We start from the raw sequence: 15,837 nt of genomic DNA on the forward strand, positions 1-15,837 counted from the left end.
ACGGATGTCCCGCCATCGCCCGGGGTCGCGGGTGGCGAGCCCGCCACAGCCGTACGCCGTGTTCGCACTGGTCGCCTAGCACCGCCTATAATTTAGACCAGCATCGAATTAAGGAATCGCCCATGGCCGTCACCGCCCCCGCCTCCACCGGCGCGCAGTGCTGTGCGCCGATCGCCCGCGAGCCCCTCAGCGAAGCCGACGCCACCGAACTGGCCACGCTGCTCAAGGCCGTGGCCGACCCGGTGCGGCTGCGGCTGCTGTCGATGATCGGCTCCCATGCGGGCGGTGAGGCGTGCGTGTGCGATCTGACCGGCGTCTTCGACCTGACCGCCCCCACCATCTCCCACCACCTGAAGGTGTTGCGCACCGCCGGGCTGATCGACGGCGAACGCCGCGGAACCTGGGTCTACTACCGGATCATCCCCGAGGCGGTGAACAAGCTGGGCGCGCTGTTCGCCCCGCTCGCCACCCCCGCCGCAGCGCAGAACGGCCCGGTGGACGTGGAACTGCTCACCGTATGACCCGACGCGGCTCGTCTGACGGATGTCGTGGTCGTCGGCGCCGGACAGCCGGGCTCGCGGCGGGCTACCACCTGCGACGAGCGGGCGCCGACTTCGTCATCTCCTGGACGCCCACCACCCCGGAGGCGTTCTGGCCTTATTGCCCGGTGACGGCGCTGCGCCGTTCCAGCAGGACCACGTCCCGCCAGAGGCCGCGGTGGCAGCCGACGCGTTCGCGGGTGCCGACCACGCGGAAACCGAGCTTGTCGTGCAGGGCGAGGCTGGCGGTGTTGCCGGGGAAGACCCCGGCCTGGATCGTCCAGATCCCGGCGTCCTCGCTGGCGGCGATGAACTCCTCCAGCAGTGCCCGGCCGATGCCGTGCGCCTGGCACCCCGGGTGGACGTAGACGCTGTGCTCGACCACCCCGGCGTACACCGGCCGGGCCGAGACCGGCGAGGCGGCCACCCAGCCGACGACCTGGCCGGTCGCGGTGTCGACGGCCACGTACCGCGGGTGCGCCAGCTTGCCCGCGGTGAACCCCTCCCAGGAGGGCGCCGTCGTCTCGAAGCCGGCCTGTCCCGTATCCAGGCCCGCCTGGTAGATGGCCAGCACCTGCTCGGCGTCGCTCTGGCGCATCGGCCGGATCCCCAGGCCCGGCCCGGCGGGCTTGGCTGCCGGAACGATCTCCTCGTGCGTCATCATGGGCTCCCTTCACTCACGAACCGGTACGGCCGGAACGGGGTTACCCATCACCACGTCAGCGGCGGTGGGGAAACAGCTCACGCATGCCTCGTTGATCCGATACAGGCTGGTGGTGCCCTGCCGTTCGACCAGCACGAACCGCACCTCGGCCAGAACCTTCAGGTGGTGCGAGACGGTCGACTGCCCCACCCCGGACACGGTCACGATCTCGCCCACACTCATCGGTGTGCGCCGCCGGGCCAGCAACGACACGATCTGGATGCGGGTGGCGTCCGCGAGGGCCTTGAACCAGCTCGCGTACTGTTCGGCCTCCGCACGGGGCAGTGACTTCTTCTCGTCATTCATCGTCCATCGACGATAGACGATGAATGACGGATGTGCCACCATGGCCGTCAACCGGCCTCTGCCGCGAAGTGTCGCCGACGTTCAGAGCCGTGTGAACATGGAACGCATCTGAACGAGCTCGGCTTTCTGGCGGGTGATGATCGAGGCGGCCAGTGCCGTGGCGCGTGGAGAAAGGCCGTCTCGCCGCTCGGCCGCGGCCAGGCCGATCGCGTCAGTATGGTGCCAGACCATCATGTCCAGAAATATCCGGTCAAAGTCGGTCCCGGACGCCTCATCCAGGGTTTCCAGGTCAGCCCAGCCCATCATGTGCGGGCCCCGGTGCATACCGGGTCCCATGTCCTCCGGCCCTCGGTTGCACGGACCCCGCTCGTCGTCCCCTCCGCCGGGTGGTCCCGTCATGCACGGACCCAGGCCGGGAGCCGGTTCTCCCCAGCTCCTCAGCCAGGCGGTCAGCTGGGCGATCTCGGCTTCCTCGGCCCGTCCGATCCGCTCGGCCAATGCCCTGATCCGGGGGCTCGAGGGGTGTGTCCCGGCCATCCCGGTCATGATCAATGTCTGCCGGTGGTGAAGGATCGTCTCCTGGGCGAAGCGTACGTCCTGAGCGTTGTGCTCCTCGGCCAGGACGCCGGTGGACGAGACGGCCGGAGCGCCGATCCACGGCCCGACGAGCGCGACATGAAGGTCGCCGGGGCCACCGCAGGCCATCAGAACGGCACTGACGCCCAGAGCCGCGAGACCTACGCGGCGGGCGGGAAAACTCGGCGCAGCCATGGCGTCCCCCCTGACGGGGTTCTCACATCCGGCGCGCGGCCGGACGGCACGGATTCTTGGTGGCGGGCGCCCCACCGTTGCGGGAACGCGGCAGGCCCGCCTCCACTCCATCCCATGCTCTGGACCGATTGATCACAGCCGCCTGATGTCACCCCTTTGTGGGACTTATGTCCTGTTCTGGAGGAGACCAAGGAGCAACCGGTTCGGCTCACGGTGAGCGGAGGGAGGAGAAAACCGGGTGCGCGGAGTCCGGAGCGGCGGTCAGGGAGAAGTAGGCCTCCTCCTCCTGGTCGAAGTGGAGCACCAGGACCGCGTACAGGCCGTAGAGGCAGGCACGCAGGTCGTCGAGTTGCTCGGGGCGCGGCCCTTCCGCTCCGGCGAGGGCGAGGTGCCCGTCCAGGCGGCGGATGAGGCGTTCGATCTCCGCGTGCGCCCTGCTCATGGTCATCGTGACCTCCGAACCGCCCAGGGCCTGTCCCATGGCCGGGTACAGTCGTCTCTCCTCGGCGCGTTCGTGGGGCAGCAGGCGTTCGGTGAGGAAGTCGTGGACCTCCCGCAGCCGGTCGAGAGCCACCTCCGGGGGGCTCTGGCCGAGCCGGTCCGCCGTCTCACGGATCAGTTCCAGGGGTGGCCTCAGCGAGGAGTGCTCCATCTCGAAGCGGCGCAGCAGGGACTCGGTCTCCGCGTCGACCACCGTTCTGGTCCCCCTGGTGGGACGCAGCGCCCGCAGCGCGTTGAGGATCACCGTGACGTCGATGGCCTCCTGCAACAGGGCACCGGCCGCCGGAGGCAGTGCTCCGGCCGCGGCCACAGCCATGGCCAGCAGCGACAGTCCCATCCCCGCTGCGGCGCTCTGTACGGCGATGCGGCGGGAGCGACGGGCCACGTCCATGGCGTCGGCGAGCCGGTCCAGGTGGTCGGTGGTGAGCACCACGTCGGCGGCCTGGGCCGAGGCGGCCGACCCTCGGGCGCCCATGGCCACCCCGACGTCGGCGGCGGCCAGCGCCGGAGCGTCGTTGATCCCGTCGCCGACCATCACGGTCACCGCCTCGGCCACCTCCCGCCGTACCGCTTCCACCTTGGCCACCGGCGTCTGCTCGGACAGCACCCGGTCGACGCCGAGCACCGTGCCCACGCTCTCCGCGACCTCGGCCCTGTCTCCGGTGAGCATGATCACCTTTTCGATCCCGGCGGTGCGCAGCCGCCGCAGGGTCCGCGCGGCGTCGGCCCGTACGGCGTCGCGCAGCAGGATCACCCCGGCCGTCCGGCCGTCGACCGTGACCCAGACGGTCATGGCGCCGTCCAGCGTGGCCCTGGCCCGCTGGGCTCGTTCCCATTCGGAATCGGATCGGGCCGCCGCCTTGCCGACCTCTACCCGGCGTCCCCCGACCAACCCCGTGGTCCCGGTGCCCGGCTTCTCCTGCGCCTCGGTTGGTTGGGGCAGCGTGAGGCCGCGAGCGTGAGCGGCGTCGACGATCGCGGCGGCGAGCACGTGGGAGGACATCTGGTCCAGCGCGGCCGCCAGACGCAGCACGTCGTCGGCCTGGACACCGGGGGCGGCCACCACGTCGACCACCTCGGGGCGTCCCGCGGTCAGCGTGCCGGTCTTGTCCAGGACAAGCGTGCGGGCCTGCCCCAGCCTCTCCAGTGCTCCCCCTCCTTTGACCACCACGCCATGACGCGCCGTACGGGACAGACCGGAGGCGATGGCGGCGGGCGCGGCCAGCAACAGCGGGCAGGGGGTGGCGACGACCAGGACCGCGACCGCCCGGACGGGATCTCCGGACAGCAGCCAGGCGCCCCCTGCCAGCAGCAACGTCGCGGGCAGGAACCAGGCGGCGAACCGGTCGGCGAGCCGCACCACGGGAGCGCTGCCCGCCTCGGCCTGCCGTGCCAGCCGTACCACTCCCGCGTAGGCGCTTTCGGCCGCGATCCGGGTGGCCCGCAGATCGAAGGCGGCACCGGCGTTCACCACGCCGCTGCGCACCCCCTGCCCGGCGGGGCGTTCGACCGGCAGCGCCTCCCCGGTCAGCGCCGACTCGTCCAGCGACGCCAGGCCCGCGGCGACCACCCCGTCCACAGGGACGGTCTCACCACTGGGGACCAGCAACAGGTCACCGGGGCGGACCAGGCCGACGTCCACCTGGCGGGGCGTCCCGTCCTCGTAGCGACGCGCCGAGCGCGGAGCACGTTCGTACAGGCCGGTCAGGTCACGGCGGGCCCGGCGCAGGGAGTAGTCCTCCAGCGCCTGGCCGGTGGCCAGCATCACGCCGATCACCGCACCGGCGAAATACTCCCGTACGGCCAGCGCCCCGGCCAGGGCGAGCACGGCGATGGCGTCCACGCCCAGCCGGCGCTCGCGCAGCGCCGACAGCACCTGCCGGAGCGCGGGAAGCAGGGCCACCACCGTGACGGTCGCCCACACGGCGTCTCCAGCCGGGGACGCTCCGGCCAGACGGCACACGGCCCCGGCCGCCAGCCCGGCCACGGTGACCACCACGAACGCGGTGCCGCCGAACTTTCGCATGTTCTCAGCCTTCCCGCTGCGAACCGGCTCGCCCGGATCCGCCGGCCCGCACGGGCCCAGGACCGGATCGCCACCGGACAGTGAACGTGGTGCCGCGTTCCTCGGTGCCGCAGAGAGGCGCACAACGACCGGGTCCACCCTGCTGGAGGTATCGGCGGGACAGGAGTCCTCACATACAAGCCCACGGTCAGATCAAGCGTCGAACACGGGAGTGAAGGAACCCAGAGACGACGGACCTGCTATTTGGTGACTTTGGACCCGTTTCTCCATAAATCCCAGCGCGGTGAGTGTCACCGCGCATCCTGCACCCGGCTGCCTCTCCTTCCCAGCGGCCCGAAAGGCCCGTAGTCCTGGGACTTCCGGCCCTCACCTCCTCCTTTTCCCTGCGATGGAATGGAGGGCATGGCGGACCTGCGGCGGTCCGCCCCTTTCTCGCTGGGAGATCTCGATGACCGGACACATGACGACCCCGGGAGACCTGGGCCGCCGGGTGAGCAGACGGCGTGAAGACCTGGGGCTGACCCGCGACCAACTGGCCGACCACGCCGAAATCGACGCCCTGTACCTGGCGTACCTGGAGGAGACGCCCGCCGCGCCGTCGGCCGAGACCGTGCGCAGGCTGGCCACCGCTCTGGGCGTCGGCGTCGCCGAACTGCTCGGTGGGACGGTCGATCTGCCTCCCGGCCGGGGCCGCCCCACCGCGGGCCCCCGCCTGAACAGGCTCGACCCCGCCGAGTGCCTGCGGCTGATCACTCCCGGCGGCGTGGGCAGGGTCGCCTTCAACGAGCCTGAGGGGCCGGTGGTCCTGCCGGTCAACTACGCGGTGCACAACGGTGCCGTGGTCTTCCGCACGGCCTTCGGCGGCCCGCTCGACGGCAATCTGCGCACCGGCGTCCAGGGGGCCGAGTTCAAGGTCGCCTTCCAGGTCGACCGGATCGACGAGGCCGGCAGAGAGGGCTGGAGCGTGCTCATCCGCGGCGGTCTCCACCACGTCGTGACCGGCGACGAACAGGCGGACGCGGAGACCTCCGGCGTCCAGCCGTGGGCGGGCGGCGACCGCGAGCTGTACGTCTCGATCACCCCCGCGGAGATCAGCGGGCGGCGCATCCAGCACGTCCTGTGAGGCCGCACGACCGTCTCGTGGCCGGTGATCCACCACGTGCGCGATCCTCCAATGATCGGTCAGCCCTGATGGCGGCGGCAGCGCGCGCCGCCGTACCGTGCGAGTGAGGGGGTGCGCCATGCCGTTGCCCGCGGTCGTCGACCTTGGGCGGATCGCCGCGGTGGTCTTCGACACCGACGGGGTCGTCACCGACACGGCCGGGGTGCACGCCGCCGCGTGGAAACAGGTGTTCGACCCCTTCCTGCGTGAGTACGCCGACCGATCCGGGGGGCGGTTCCGGCCCTTCGACGCCGGTGGGGAGTATCTGCGTCATGTCGACGGCAAATCCCGCCGCGACGGGGTGGAGGACTTCCTCCGCTCCCGGGGCATCGCGCCGGACCCGGAAACGGTGGCGGACCTGGCCGCGCGCAAGGACGCCTTCTTCCTGGCCGAGATCCGCAGGAACGGTGTCGCCGCCTTCCCCTCGACCGTCGAGGTCGTTCGTGAGCTCCGGCGTCGTGGGGTGCGTACGGCCGTCGTCTCGGCGAGCCGTAACTGCGCGCGGGTGCTCCACGCGGCGGCGGCCGACCACCTGTTCGACGTCCGAATCGACGGTGTCGAGGCAGCTCGGCTGGGACTGGCCGGAAAGCCCGACCCCGCGCTGTTCCTGAAGGCGGCCGAGGAACTTGGAGTGTCGCCGCGGCGGACGGCGGTGGTCGAGGACGCCCTCGCCGGGGTGCGGGCGGGCAGGCGGGGTGGGTTCGGCCTCGTCATCGGCGTCGACCGGCACGGCTCGGGGGACGCGTTACGGGCGGCGGGAGCCGACATCGTCGTCGGCGATCTGGCGGAGCTACGACTGGCCGGGAGAAGCGGTGAACCCTTGGCTCCTCATCTACGACGATGACGATCCCGCCTCCGAGGGACTGCGGGAGGCACTGACGACGCTCGGCAACGGCTACTTCGCCACCCGTGGAGCCGCACCGGAGGCGCACGCCGACGGTGTGCGCTATCCCGGCACCTACGTGGCCGGCTGCTACGACCGGCTCTTCTCCCGGGTCGCGGGCCGTACGGTGGACAACGAGGATCTCGTCAACGTGCCGAACTGGCTGCCGCTGACCTTCCGCGTCGACGATGACGGCTGGTTCGCCCCCGGCACGGTTGAGTTCCTCACCGCCCGCCGCGTTCTCGACATGCGTGCGGGAGTGCTGACCCGGCTGCTGCGTGTCCGCGACTTCCGGGGACGGATCACCCGGCTGGAGCAGCGACGGCTGGTCTCGATGGACGATCCGCACCTGGCCGCCCTGAGGACGACGATCGTCCCGGAGAACTGGAGCGGCACGCTCCGGGTCCGCTCCGCTCTGGACGGGCGTGTCGTCAACTCCGGGGTCGCCCGCTATCAGGGGTTGGCCGGTCGGCACCTGGTGCCGACCAGCTCGCACGCCGCCCACGGGGTGATCGGGTTGCTGACGCGTACCGCCACCTCTCGCGTGGAGATCGCCCTGGCCTCCCGCACCACCCTGACCGGAGGACGCGACCATGCCGACGGCGGTGTCTCACACGACGCCCGGAAGGAATGGGTGAGCGACGAGCGGACCGTGGAGGTGGCCGAGGGCCAGGAGATCGTCGTGGAGAAGGTGGTCGCCCTGCACACCTCCCGTGACCGGGCCATCGCCGGGAGCGAGAGCGCCGCCAGGACCGCGGTGGCACGTGCGGGTTCCTTCGAGGCTCTGCTCGGACGGCACACGCGAGCCTGGGATCGGCTCTGGCAGCGGGCTCACGTGACAGCCGAGGACGCCGACGTCCAGCAGGTCCTCAACCTGTACGTCTTTCACCTGTTGCAGACGGCCTCCCCGCACCTGACCGAACTCGACGCCGGGCTTCCCGCTCGCGGCCTGCACGGCGAGGCCTACCGGGGACACGTGTTCTGGGACGAGGTGTTCGCCTTCCCCTTCCTGGCGCCGCGCTTGCCCGAGGTCACCGAGGCGTTGCTGCGTTACCGGTGGCGGCGGCTGCCCGAGGCGCGCTGGGCCGCGCGTGAAGCCGGGTACACCGGGGCGATGTTCCCCTGGCAAAGTGGCAGCGACGGCCGGGAGGAGACCCCTCGTCTGCACCTGAACCCCCGATCGGGCCGCTGGCTGCCCGACCACTCCCATCTGCAGCGGCATATCGGCCTGGCCGTGGCCTACAACGTCTGGCGGCACTACCTGGCCACCGGGGACACCGCCTTCCTGGCCGGCTTCGGCGGCGAGCTGCTGGTGGAGATCGCCCGGTTCTTCGCCTGCCTCGCCGTGCGGGAGGGAGATCGGTACTCCATCCGGGGCGTGATGGGGCCCGACGAGTACCACGACGGCTACCCGGACCGCGCCGAGCCCGGAGTGGACAACAACGCCTACACCAACGTGATGACCGCCTGGCTGATGCGCCGCGTCCTGGACATGATCGCCCTGGTCGGAGCCGGAAGGGTGAGCCAGGAGGAGGTCGACCGCTTCACCGCCATGGCCGCACGGATGCGGGTGGACTTCCACGACGGGGTGATCAGCCAGTTCGAGGGCTACGACGCCCTGAAGGAACTGGATTGGGCCTCCTATCGCAGGAAATATGGTGACATTCGGCGGCTTGATCGCATTCTGGAGGCCGAGGGAGACACTCCGAACCGGTACAAGATCTCCAAACAGGCCGACGTGCTGATGTTGTTCCACCTGCTGGGCTCCGACGGACTCGGCGAGGCGCTGACCGGCCTGGGCCACACGTGGAATTCCGCGATGGCGGCGCGCACCGTGGACTACTACCTGGCCCGCACCTGCCACGGTTCCACGCTCAGTGCGGTCGTGCACGCCGGGGTCCTCGCCCACGTACGTCCCGGCGCCTCCCAGCCCTTCCTCGTCGAGGCGCTGAACAACGACGTACGGGACCTGCAGGGCGGAACCACGGCGGAGGGGGTCCATCTGGGGGCGATGGCCGGGGTGGCCGTCCTGTTCGAGAGGTCCTGAGCACCTCACCGGCTGGCGCATGCGGCCGTCAGGGCCGCGCGGTTCCACCCGGCAGGGGACCGGTGTGGCTGAACCGGGACGCCCGGCGCCGCGCGTGGTGGGCGTGTCCACGGCGCCGGACGGCGGGCCCGCCACCCTCAGGGAACGCGGAGAACACCTTCTTGACCGGCTCGACCAGGACCAGGTAGCCGACGACGACCGGCCCTGCCACCAGGGCACTTCGGCCCTAGGACACGACGCGGCGGTGGCGGAGGCTGCTGGTATGAGGCGAACCGTCCCCGACGAATGCGATGTCCTGTTGCGTGAAGGTGGCATCGCCCACATCCGCCCCCTGCGTCCCGGCGACGGGCCGTCCCTGCACAGGCTGGTCGACAGGTCGTCCGAGCGCTCGGCCTACCTGCGGTTCTTCACCGGAGGCAAGGCCGGCGCCCACGCCTACATGGACCGCGTCACCGAACCGGACCACCCGGGCCGCGTCCTGGTCGCCGCGGTGGACGGCGGCCTGGTGGCGGTCGCGGAGTACGTCCCCGGTCAGGACGGTGACGCCGAGCTCGCGATCCTGATCGACGACACGATGCACCACCGTGGCCTGGGCACCCTGCTGGTCGAGCACCTGGCGCTGGAGGCCGCCGACGAGGGCGTGCGCGAGCTGGTCGCCGAGGTACTGGCCGACAACCGCCCCATGCTGCGAGTGCTGGACGATCTCGGACTGCCCACCCGGCGGGCCTTCCTCGACGGGACGGTGGAGATCCGGATGGATCCGCATCCCACTCCGGGCCTGCTGGAGCGGATCGAGGAACGCGCCCACGAGGCGACCTCCGCCTGCCTGAAGCGGCTGTTCCACCCGGAGTCGATCGCGGTGATCGGCGCGGGACGCGCCCCGGGCGGGATCGGCCACCGCATCCTGCGCAACATTCTCGACGCCGGCTTCTCCGGCCCCGTCCACCCGGTCAACCCGCACGCCGACAGGATCCTCGGCCTGCCCGCATACGCGACCGTGCGGCAGGTGCCCGGCCCGGTCGACCTGGCGGTCGTCGCCACCCCGGCCCGTACCGTGCTGGAGATCGCCCGCGACTGCGCCGGCCATGGCGTGCGCGACCTCGTCGTCGTCACGGCCGGATTCGCCGAGGCGGGTGAGACAGGTACGGAAGGCGAGCTGCTGAGGATCTGCCGTGAATCCGGCATGCGTCTGATCGGCCCCAACTGCCTCGGTGTCGCCGACACCGGGGCCAACCTCAACGCCAGTTTCCTACCTCATCCTCCCGCTCCCGGGCACCTGGCCCTGATGTCGCAGTCGGGCGCGGTCGCGGTCGCTCTGATCGACCGGGCCAACGCCCTGGGGATCGGCCTGTCGGGCTTCGCCTCGGTCGGCAACAAGGCCGACGTCAGCGGGAACGACCTGCTGGAGTACTGGGAGGACGACCCGGCGACCGACGTGATCGCCCTGTACCTGGAGTCGTTCGGCAACCCCCGCAGATTCGGCCGTATCGCACGGCGGGTGAGCAGACGCAAGCCGATCATCGTCATCAAGAGTGGCCGGGGCGTCTCCGGAGAGCGGGCGGTCCACTCCCACACCGCGGCCGCCGCCACCCCGGACGTCGCCGTCGACGCCCTGCTCAAAGCGTCGGGTGTCATCCGCGTCGACAGCGTCCAGGACATGCTCGACACCGCGCGCCTGCTGGGAACCCAGCCGTTGCCCCGTGGCGGGCGGGTGGCCGTCGTCGGCAACTCCGGCGGACCTCAAGCCCTGGCCGCCGACGCCTGCGAGCGGCACGGCCTGCTGGTTCCCGGGCTGTCGCCCCTCACCCGTGGACGCCTGCGTTCCCGGCTTCCTGCCTCGGCCGCCGTGGCCAACCCCGTCGATCTCACCGCCGGCGGCAGCGCACGGGATCTCGCCTTCGCCGTGGAGACCGTCCTGGCCGACCCCGACATCGACGCCGTCCTGATCGTCTACACCCCGCCGTTCGGCTCCGGACTGGCCGGCACCCGCCATGCCATCATCGCCGCGACCGCCACGACGACCAAGACCGTGGCCGCCTGTATCGCCGGGCACGACGGCCTGCTGGACGGACGGATCCCGTGCTACGCCTTTCCCGAACAGGCCGTGGGAGCACTGCGTCACACGGTGGGGTACGCGGCTTGGCGCGCGAGGCCACAGGCCGCGCCTGCCAAGCCACCGGCGGCCGACACCGTCACCGCCCGTGGCCTCGTGGCGGCGGACCTGGCCCGCCATCCCGGCGGCCGATGGCTCGACCACGCCACCGCGGCCCGCCTGCTCGGCTGCTACGGCATCCATGTCATCGCCTCGACCGAGGCCGACGGCCCCGACACCGCCGCGGCGGCCGCCGAGTCCACCGGGCTACCGGTCGCGCTCAAGGCCACCGGGCCCGGCCTGGTGCACAAGAGCGACGTCGGCGGAGTCCGCCTCGGCCTCTCCACTCCCGGCGAGGTCCGCCACGCCTACCAGGAGATGGCCGACGCCATCGGACCGGCGATGACCGGCGCGATCGTCCAGCCGATGGCCGAACCCGGCGTGGAGATGATCATCGGTGGTGTCGCGCACGAGTCCTTCGGCCCGTTGCTCATGGTCGGCATGGGCGGCGCCGCCGCCGAGCTCATGGCCGACCACTCCTTCCGGGTACCGCCGCTCGACGATCAGGACCCCGCTGCGATGGTCGCCGAACTGCGATGCGCCCCGTTGCTCTCGGGCTACCGGGGACGCCCCGCCGTCGACGTCGCCGCTCTCCGGGAACAGATCGCCGGGGTCGGACAGCTGCTGGACGACCTTCCGCAGGTCGCCGAACTCGACCTGAACCCGGTGACCGTCACCACGTCCGGCGCGCTCGCCGTGGACGTCCGGATACGGCTCGCACCCGCCGCCCCGCCGCCGTCGCCCTTCCGCAGGAGACTGCGATGAGCGACCGGGCCTGCTGATCCGACGAGAGGCGATGATGCGTGTCACCGTCAAGGACGTCATGACCCGGCGGGTGGTCTCGGTCACCGAGGGCACCTGCTTCAAGGACATCGCCGAGATGCTCCTGGAGCACGGAGTCAGTGCCGTACCGGTCCTGGACGGCGACGGCCACGTGGTCGGCGTCGTCTCCGAGGCCGACCTGGTGCGCCGGGAGCGGTTCCGCACTGGGTCGCCCCGGCCGGGGCGCGAGACGGCCCGGGACCTGATGAGCGCTCCGGCCGTCACCGTCCCGGTGGACGCCCCCGTGGTGACCGCGGGCCACCTGATGGAACACCACGGCGTCAAGCGGCTGCCGGTGACCGACGAGCTGATCGGTGAGGGCCTGACGAACCGGCAGATCGGCGAGCGGATGTTCCTGGCCGAGAAGACGGTGAAGAACTACGTGTCCAACCTGCTGTCCAAGCTCAACATGCAGCGCCGTACCCAGGTGGCCGCGCTGGCGGCGCGGATGAAGACGGACCACGACCGGTGAGAGCGCCCACCGCGGCCCTTCCCGGACGGTGAGGGGCTCCGACGGGGCGGACCGCGGTGGTCACCAGCTCCATGACGTCCTGCACCTGCGACGTCATAGCCTCCCCTTTCGCCCTCAGTCTTCGCCTGGAGGAGCGGACCCCGCCTGCGACATGTCCTCCGTCACCGGGACGACCGCCACGGGACTCGCTCCGTGCCGCAGGACCGCCCTGGTCACCGAGCCGAGCCTGCCGGTCGCGCGGGCTCCGCCGACCACCACGACGCTCGCCTCCCGGGACAACTCCACCAGCGCCTCCTTCGCCGAGGCGGTGACGAACCGGGTCCGCACCGGCACCGCCGGATGGCTGTCACGCCACGGCCGCAGCCGCCGCAGCAGGTCCTCCTCGACCATGTGCGTGGTGATCTCCACGTCGGACACCGGCGGCATCGCCGTTCCCCACGCCACCGCCCGGATGTGTCCCGCGTGTACCGCCAGCAGATCCAGGCCCCGCAACGCCGCCTCGTCGAAGGCGAAGGCGATCGCCACGTCGGGGGTGTCATCGGTGATCCCCAGTACCACGGCCCCACGGTGCAACGGCACCGGGAGCGGCCCCGGCCCGCGCACGACGACCACAGGGCAGCGCGCGTGGGCCGCCACGTAACCGGCCACCGACCCGACCACAGTCCTGGCCAGCGTCCCCATGCCACGTGACCCGACCACCACAAGTTCGGCGCCGGCCGACAGCTCGGTCAGCCGCTCGGCGGCGGCCCCCTCGTACAGGTCGGTGGTGACCTCGGTGATCGAACTGCACGAACGGGCGCAGTCGGCGCCGTGGTAGAGCACGTGTTCTGCGGCCTTGCGCAGATGGGACCTGGCCTCCTCGCCGGTCTCCCCGTACGGCCACCGCCAGGCGTGCGCCACCGTCAGCGGCAGCTTTCTGAGCTCGGCCTCGTCCATCGCCCACTCCAGGGCCTGCATGGAGAAGTCCGAACCGTCATAACCGACCACGACCTCGCGTGTCTCGCTCATGGCCTGTCACCTCCGTCTCCATCGTCGGCGCAGAGCGGCCGCTCCAGCAGGGCGGAAGGTCCTCCCGGCGTGGGACCTTTCGCCTCCGTTCGGCACCGGTTCATGCGGGAAACACGCGACCCACCACGTAACCTTCGTCTCCGTTCGTCAGAAGTGGAGCCGAAAAGGCGATGGCTCACTCGGCTCTGTCAGCCTGCCGCTTTCAGGTCGTAGGCGATGTCGCGGGCCCAGGCGCGCACCCGTTCGGCATCGCGGAAGTCCCCGGCCGCGGTCTTGGCCATGGTGGCGGCCGGAAAGCCCTTGGCGTCAGCACGCAGGCAGCCGCCGAAGACGACGTTCTCCCGGGCACCGACTCTGCGCCTGGCCTGCTCCGCCCCCGCGGGCGGAGACACGTCCCGATCATCGACCCTCTGCAGCGGGCCGCTGCTGAACAACCAGACAGGCCGCTGCGCCAACTGCCCCGCGCAACGCCGAACCAGGGTACGGGCATGACGGTGCCAGCGGCCGTAGTAGACCGCACCGCCCAGGACCACCGCGTCGTAGCCGCCGACGTCCTTCATCCCGGCGGCGGCCCGGACCTCGACCTCCAGCCCCTGTTCAGCGAGAACCTGCCCGATCCATCCGGCGATCTCCCGGGTGGAACCGCGTGTGGACCCGTAGGCCACCAGAACCTTCGTCATCGCAGCTCCTCTCCCTGTTCAGTCCATCAACAACGGACCCGACGTGGGAGCCGCCTTTCGGCCCGGAACCCACCGACCTTGGTCCTTGCCACACCGCCTTCCACGGTTCCTCCGCGCATCGTAGGCAGCCGACTCGTCCGGTGACGTGGCGCCGATCCACCGTTGTGGGAAACGGCCGGGGCAACGCCACTCCACAGCACCGGGACCTTTGTCCCGCGACGCATGACCGTTGGCCACTGACCGGACCGTCCACCTCCCACGCACGCTGAGAAGGAGTCCTGCCGGACGGTGACCGAAACAGGCCGTCCCCCGGCATCGGAGAAACGAGCAGGAGAAATCATGAAGGCTCTGGTGTACGAAGGCCCCGGCAAGAAAACCTGGACCGAGGTCCCCGATCCGGCGATCACCGACCCACGGGACGCGATCATCCAGGTCGACACCACGACGATCTGCGGCACGGACCTGCACATCCTCGGCGGGGACGTCCCCGAGGTGAAACCGGGACGGATCCTGGGCCACGAAGCCGTGGGCACCGTCGTCGACGTGGGCGACGCCGTCACAGAACTACGGCCCGGCGACCGTGTCCTGGCCTCGTGCATCTCCGCCTGCGGCCGCTGCCACTACTGCCGGCGGGCACGTTACGGCCAGTGCCTGGGAGGCGGCGGATGGATCCTCGGCCACCGCGTCGACGGCGTGCAGGCCCAGTACGCCCGGCTGCCCCTTGCTGACCTGTCCACCCACAGACTCACCCCCGAGATCGGCGACGAGGCCGCCGTCTTGCTCGCCGACATCCTGCCCACCTCCTACGAGGTCGGTGTGCTGGCCGGCCGGGTCAAACCCGGAGACACGGTGGTCGTCGTCGGAGCGGGGCCGATCGGGTTGGCAGCGATCCTCACCGCCCGTCTGTACTCTCCCGCCAACATCATCGCGATCGACACCGCCGAGGCCCGTCTGCAGGCCGCCAGGCGATTCGGCGCCGATGTCACCGCCGCTCCCGAAGACGACCCGTCGGAGGTGGTGCGCTCGCTGACCGGCGGGCTCGGCGCCGACGTGGTCATCGAGGCCGTCGGGCTGCCGGAGACCTTCGAACTGTGCGCCACCCTGATCCGCCCCTGCGGTCATCTGGCCAACATCGGCGTCCACGGCCGCTCCGCCACTCTCCACCTGGAGGAACTGTGGATCCGCGACGTGACCATCACCACCGGCCTGGTCGACACCTTCTCCACCCCGGACCTGCTGACCATGCTGAGCGGCGGGCGACTCGACACCGACCCCATGATCACCCACCGTTTCGCCCTCGACGACATCGAGCAGGCATACGAGGTGTTCGCCGACCCGGCACGCAGCGGCGCCCTCAAGGTCGCCCTGAACCGCAGCTGACCGTCTCCCCGAGGAACATTGAGGAAGGCCTCGTCGAAGAAGCCCTGGCCGGCCACGATCGTGCCGGCTGACTCCATCAAAACACCCCTGGGAACCCCGGAGCCAAACACAAAAGGGGCAGCCGCCGGCCACCCCGCACCCCAGACACCCCCACCTGGAACACAACCCCACCCAGGGAACACCCCAACAGCCAAACACAAAAAAAGGGGGCAGCCCCCCCACCCACGCACGCACCCCTGAAAAACAACAAAAAAAGGGGGGCCACCCCAAAGGATGACCCCCCACAAAAAATTGTCCGGCGGCGACCTACTCTCCCACACCGTCCCCGGTGCAGTACCATCGGCGCTGAAGAGCTTAACTTCCGGGTTCGGAATGTAACCGGGTG

Annotated in this window: 13 protein-coding genes, 1 rRNA gene and 2 pseudogenes; 8 read left to right on the top strand and 8 right to left on the bottom strand. The window is 70.7% G+C overall.

The features are described 5' to 3' along the window. The first annotated feature begins 122 nt into the window (after positions 1–122). The gene (locus tag ABZ470_RS27145; RefSeq protein ID WP_362914807.1) at positions 123–521 is read left to right on the top strand and encodes a metalloregulator ArsR/SmtB family transcription factor; all 399 of its coding nucleotides are present in this window, start codon (positions 123–125) and stop codon (positions 519–521) included. 136 nt (positions 522–657) lie between these two features. Here the strand turns inward: ABZ470_RS27145 and ABZ470_RS27150 are convergent, their stop codons facing one another. The 4 genes from ABZ470_RS27150 to ABZ470_RS27165 all read right to left on the bottom strand — a co-directional run bounded on the left by ABZ470_RS27150 (position 658) and on the right by ABZ470_RS27165 (position 4,846). Next, positions 658–1,203 carry an N-acetyltransferase family protein gene (locus ABZ470_RS27150; protein ID WP_362914809.1) on the bottom strand — a complete coding sequence of 182 codons (546 nt, stop codon included), beginning with the start codon at positions 1,201–1,203 and terminating at the stop codon, positions 658–660. A gap of 9 nt (positions 1,204–1,212) precedes the next feature. After that, complete coding sequence (locus ABZ470_RS27155; RefSeq protein WP_362914811.1) at positions 1,213–1,548, bottom strand: metalloregulator ArsR/SmtB family transcription factor; 336 nt, start codon at positions 1,546–1,548, stop codon at positions 1,213–1,215. Between the two features lie 81 nt (positions 1,549–1,629). Next, entirely contained in the window at positions 1,630–2,319 is a 690-nt protein-coding gene (locus tag ABZ470_RS27160; RefSeq protein ID WP_362914813.1) for a DUF305 domain-containing protein, read from the bottom strand. A 208-nt stretch (positions 2,320–2,527) separates the two neighbouring features. After that, complete coding sequence (locus tag ABZ470_RS27165; RefSeq protein WP_362914815.1) at positions 2,528–4,846, bottom strand: heavy metal translocating P-type ATPase; 2,319 nt, start codon at positions 4,844–4,846, stop codon at positions 2,528–2,530. A gap of 448 nt (positions 4,847–5,294) precedes the next feature. Between ABZ470_RS27165 and ABZ470_RS27170 the strand changes: the two genes are divergently transcribed. The 3 genes from ABZ470_RS27170 to ABZ470_RS27180 all read left to right on the top strand — a co-directional run bounded on the left by ABZ470_RS27170 (position 5,295) and on the right by ABZ470_RS27180 (position 8,938). Continuing rightward, positions 5,295–5,969, top strand: a complete 675-nt coding sequence (locus ABZ470_RS27170; RefSeq protein ID WP_362914817.1) for a pyridoxamine 5'-phosphate oxidase family protein — start codon at positions 5,295–5,297, stop codon at positions 5,967–5,969. Between the two features lie 118 nt (positions 5,970–6,087). Next, the gene (locus ABZ470_RS27175) at positions 6,088–6,852 is read left to right on the top strand and encodes a beta-phosphoglucomutase family hydrolase (protein ID WP_362914819.1); all 765 of its coding nucleotides are present in this window, start codon (positions 6,088–6,090) and stop codon (positions 6,850–6,852) included. Next, positions 6,821–8,938, top strand: coding sequence for a glycoside hydrolase family 65 protein (locus ABZ470_RS27180; protein WP_362914821.1), 2,118 nt, complete (start codon positions 6,821–6,823; stop codon positions 8,936–8,938). Before ABZ470_RS27175 ends, ABZ470_RS27180 begins: the two co-directional genes overlap by 32 nt. Positions 8,939–8,966: 28 nt before the next feature. On the opposite strand, the gene ABZ470_RS27185 is transcribed toward ABZ470_RS27180, so the two are convergent. Further along, complete coding sequence (locus tag ABZ470_RS27185) at positions 8,967–9,149, bottom strand: hypothetical protein (protein ID WP_362914823.1); 183 nt, start codon at positions 9,147–9,149, stop codon at positions 8,967–8,969. A 51-nt stretch (positions 9,150–9,200) separates the two neighbouring features. Between ABZ470_RS27185 and ABZ470_RS27190 the strand changes: the two genes are divergently transcribed. The 3 genes and pseudogenes from ABZ470_RS27190 to ABZ470_RS27200 all read left to right on the top strand — a co-directional run. After that, entirely contained in the window at positions 9,201–11,855 is a 2,655-nt protein-coding gene (locus tag ABZ470_RS27190) for a GNAT family N-acetyltransferase (protein ID WP_362914825.1), read from the top strand. Between the two features lie 58 nt (positions 11,856–11,913). Next, positions 11,914–12,165: pseudogene (locus tag ABZ470_RS27195) on the top strand (CBS domain-containing protein); the annotation flags it as partial. A 51-nt stretch (positions 12,166–12,216) separates the two neighbouring features. Further along, a pseudogene (locus ABZ470_RS27200) lies at positions 12,217–12,384 on the top strand (LuxR C-terminal-related transcriptional regulator); the annotation flags it as partial. Positions 12,385–12,498: 114 nt separating this feature from the next. On the opposite strand, the gene ABZ470_RS27205 reads toward ABZ470_RS27200, so the two are convergent. After that, the gene (locus ABZ470_RS27205; RefSeq protein ID WP_362914827.1) at positions 12,499–13,392 is read right to left on the bottom strand and encodes a universal stress protein; all 894 of its coding nucleotides are present in this window, start codon (positions 13,390–13,392) and stop codon (positions 12,499–12,501) included. A 188-nt stretch (positions 13,393–13,580) separates the two neighbouring features. Continuing rightward, entirely contained in the window at positions 13,581–14,072 is a 492-nt protein-coding gene (locus tag ABZ470_RS27210) for a flavodoxin domain-containing protein (protein ID WP_362914829.1), read from the bottom strand. A gap of 339 nt (positions 14,073–14,411) precedes the next feature. Here ABZ470_RS27210 and ABZ470_RS27215 point away from each other — a divergent pair, with 339 nt between their 5' ends. Further along, positions 14,412–15,452: a zinc-dependent alcohol dehydrogenase family protein gene (locus tag ABZ470_RS27215; RefSeq protein ID WP_362914831.1), complete on the top strand. Its 1,041-nt coding sequence runs from the start codon at positions 14,412–14,414 to the stop codon at positions 15,450–15,452. Positions 15,453–15,745: 293 nt separating this feature from the next. Here ABZ470_RS27215 and rrf read toward each other — a convergent pair. Next, positions 15,746–15,837 (bottom strand): 5S ribosomal RNA (gene rrf / locus ABZ470_RS27220); the annotation flags it as partial.

This window comes from Streptosporangium sp. NPDC020072 (assembly GCF_040631445.1).
GTDB lineage: Bacteria > Actinomycetota > Actinomycetes > Streptosporangiales > Streptosporangiaceae > Streptosporangium.

Bases quoted from the DNA above. Each gene is read 5' to 3' on its own strand.
- ABZ470_RS27155 (WP_362914811.1), bottom strand. From the start codon at position 1,548: ATGAATGACGAGAAGAAGTCACTGCCCCGTGCGGAGGCCGAACAGTAC.
- ABZ470_RS27210 (WP_362914829.1), bottom strand. From the start codon at position 14,072: ATGACGAAGGTTCTGGTGGCCTACGGGTCCACACGCGGTTCCACCCGG.
- ABZ470_RS27145 (WP_362914807.1), top strand. From the start codon at position 123: ATGGCCGTCACCGCCCCCGCCTCCACCGGCGCGCAGTGCTGTGCGCCG.
- ABZ470_RS27215 (WP_362914831.1), top strand. From the start codon at position 14,412: ATGAAGGCTCTGGTGTACGAAGGCCCCGGCAAGAAAACCTGGACCGAG.
- ABZ470_RS27170 (WP_362914817.1), top strand. From the start codon at position 5,295: ATGACCGGACACATGACGACCCCGGGAGACCTGGGCCGCCGGGTGAGC.
- ABZ470_RS27205 (WP_362914827.1), bottom strand. From the start codon at position 13,392: ATGAGCGAGACACGCGAGGTCGTGGTCGGTTATGACGGTTCGGACTTC.
- ABZ470_RS27175 (WP_362914819.1), top strand. From the start codon at position 6,088: ATGCCGTTGCCCGCGGTCGTCGACCTTGGGCGGATCGCCGCGGTGGTC.
- ABZ470_RS27150 (WP_362914809.1), bottom strand. From the start codon at position 1,203: ATGATGACGCACGAGGAGATCGTTCCGGCAGCCAAGCCCGCCGGGCCG.
- ABZ470_RS27190 (WP_362914825.1), top strand. From the start codon at position 9,201: ATGAGGCGAACCGTCCCCGACGAATGCGATGTCCTGTTGCGTGAAGGT.
- ABZ470_RS27165 (WP_362914815.1), bottom strand. From the start codon at position 4,846: ATGCGAAAGTTCGGCGGCACCGCGTTCGTGGTGGTCACCGTGGCCGGG.
- ABZ470_RS27160 (WP_362914813.1), bottom strand. From the start codon at position 2,319: ATGGCTGCGCCGAGTTTTCCCGCCCGCCGCGTAGGTCTCGCGGCTCTG.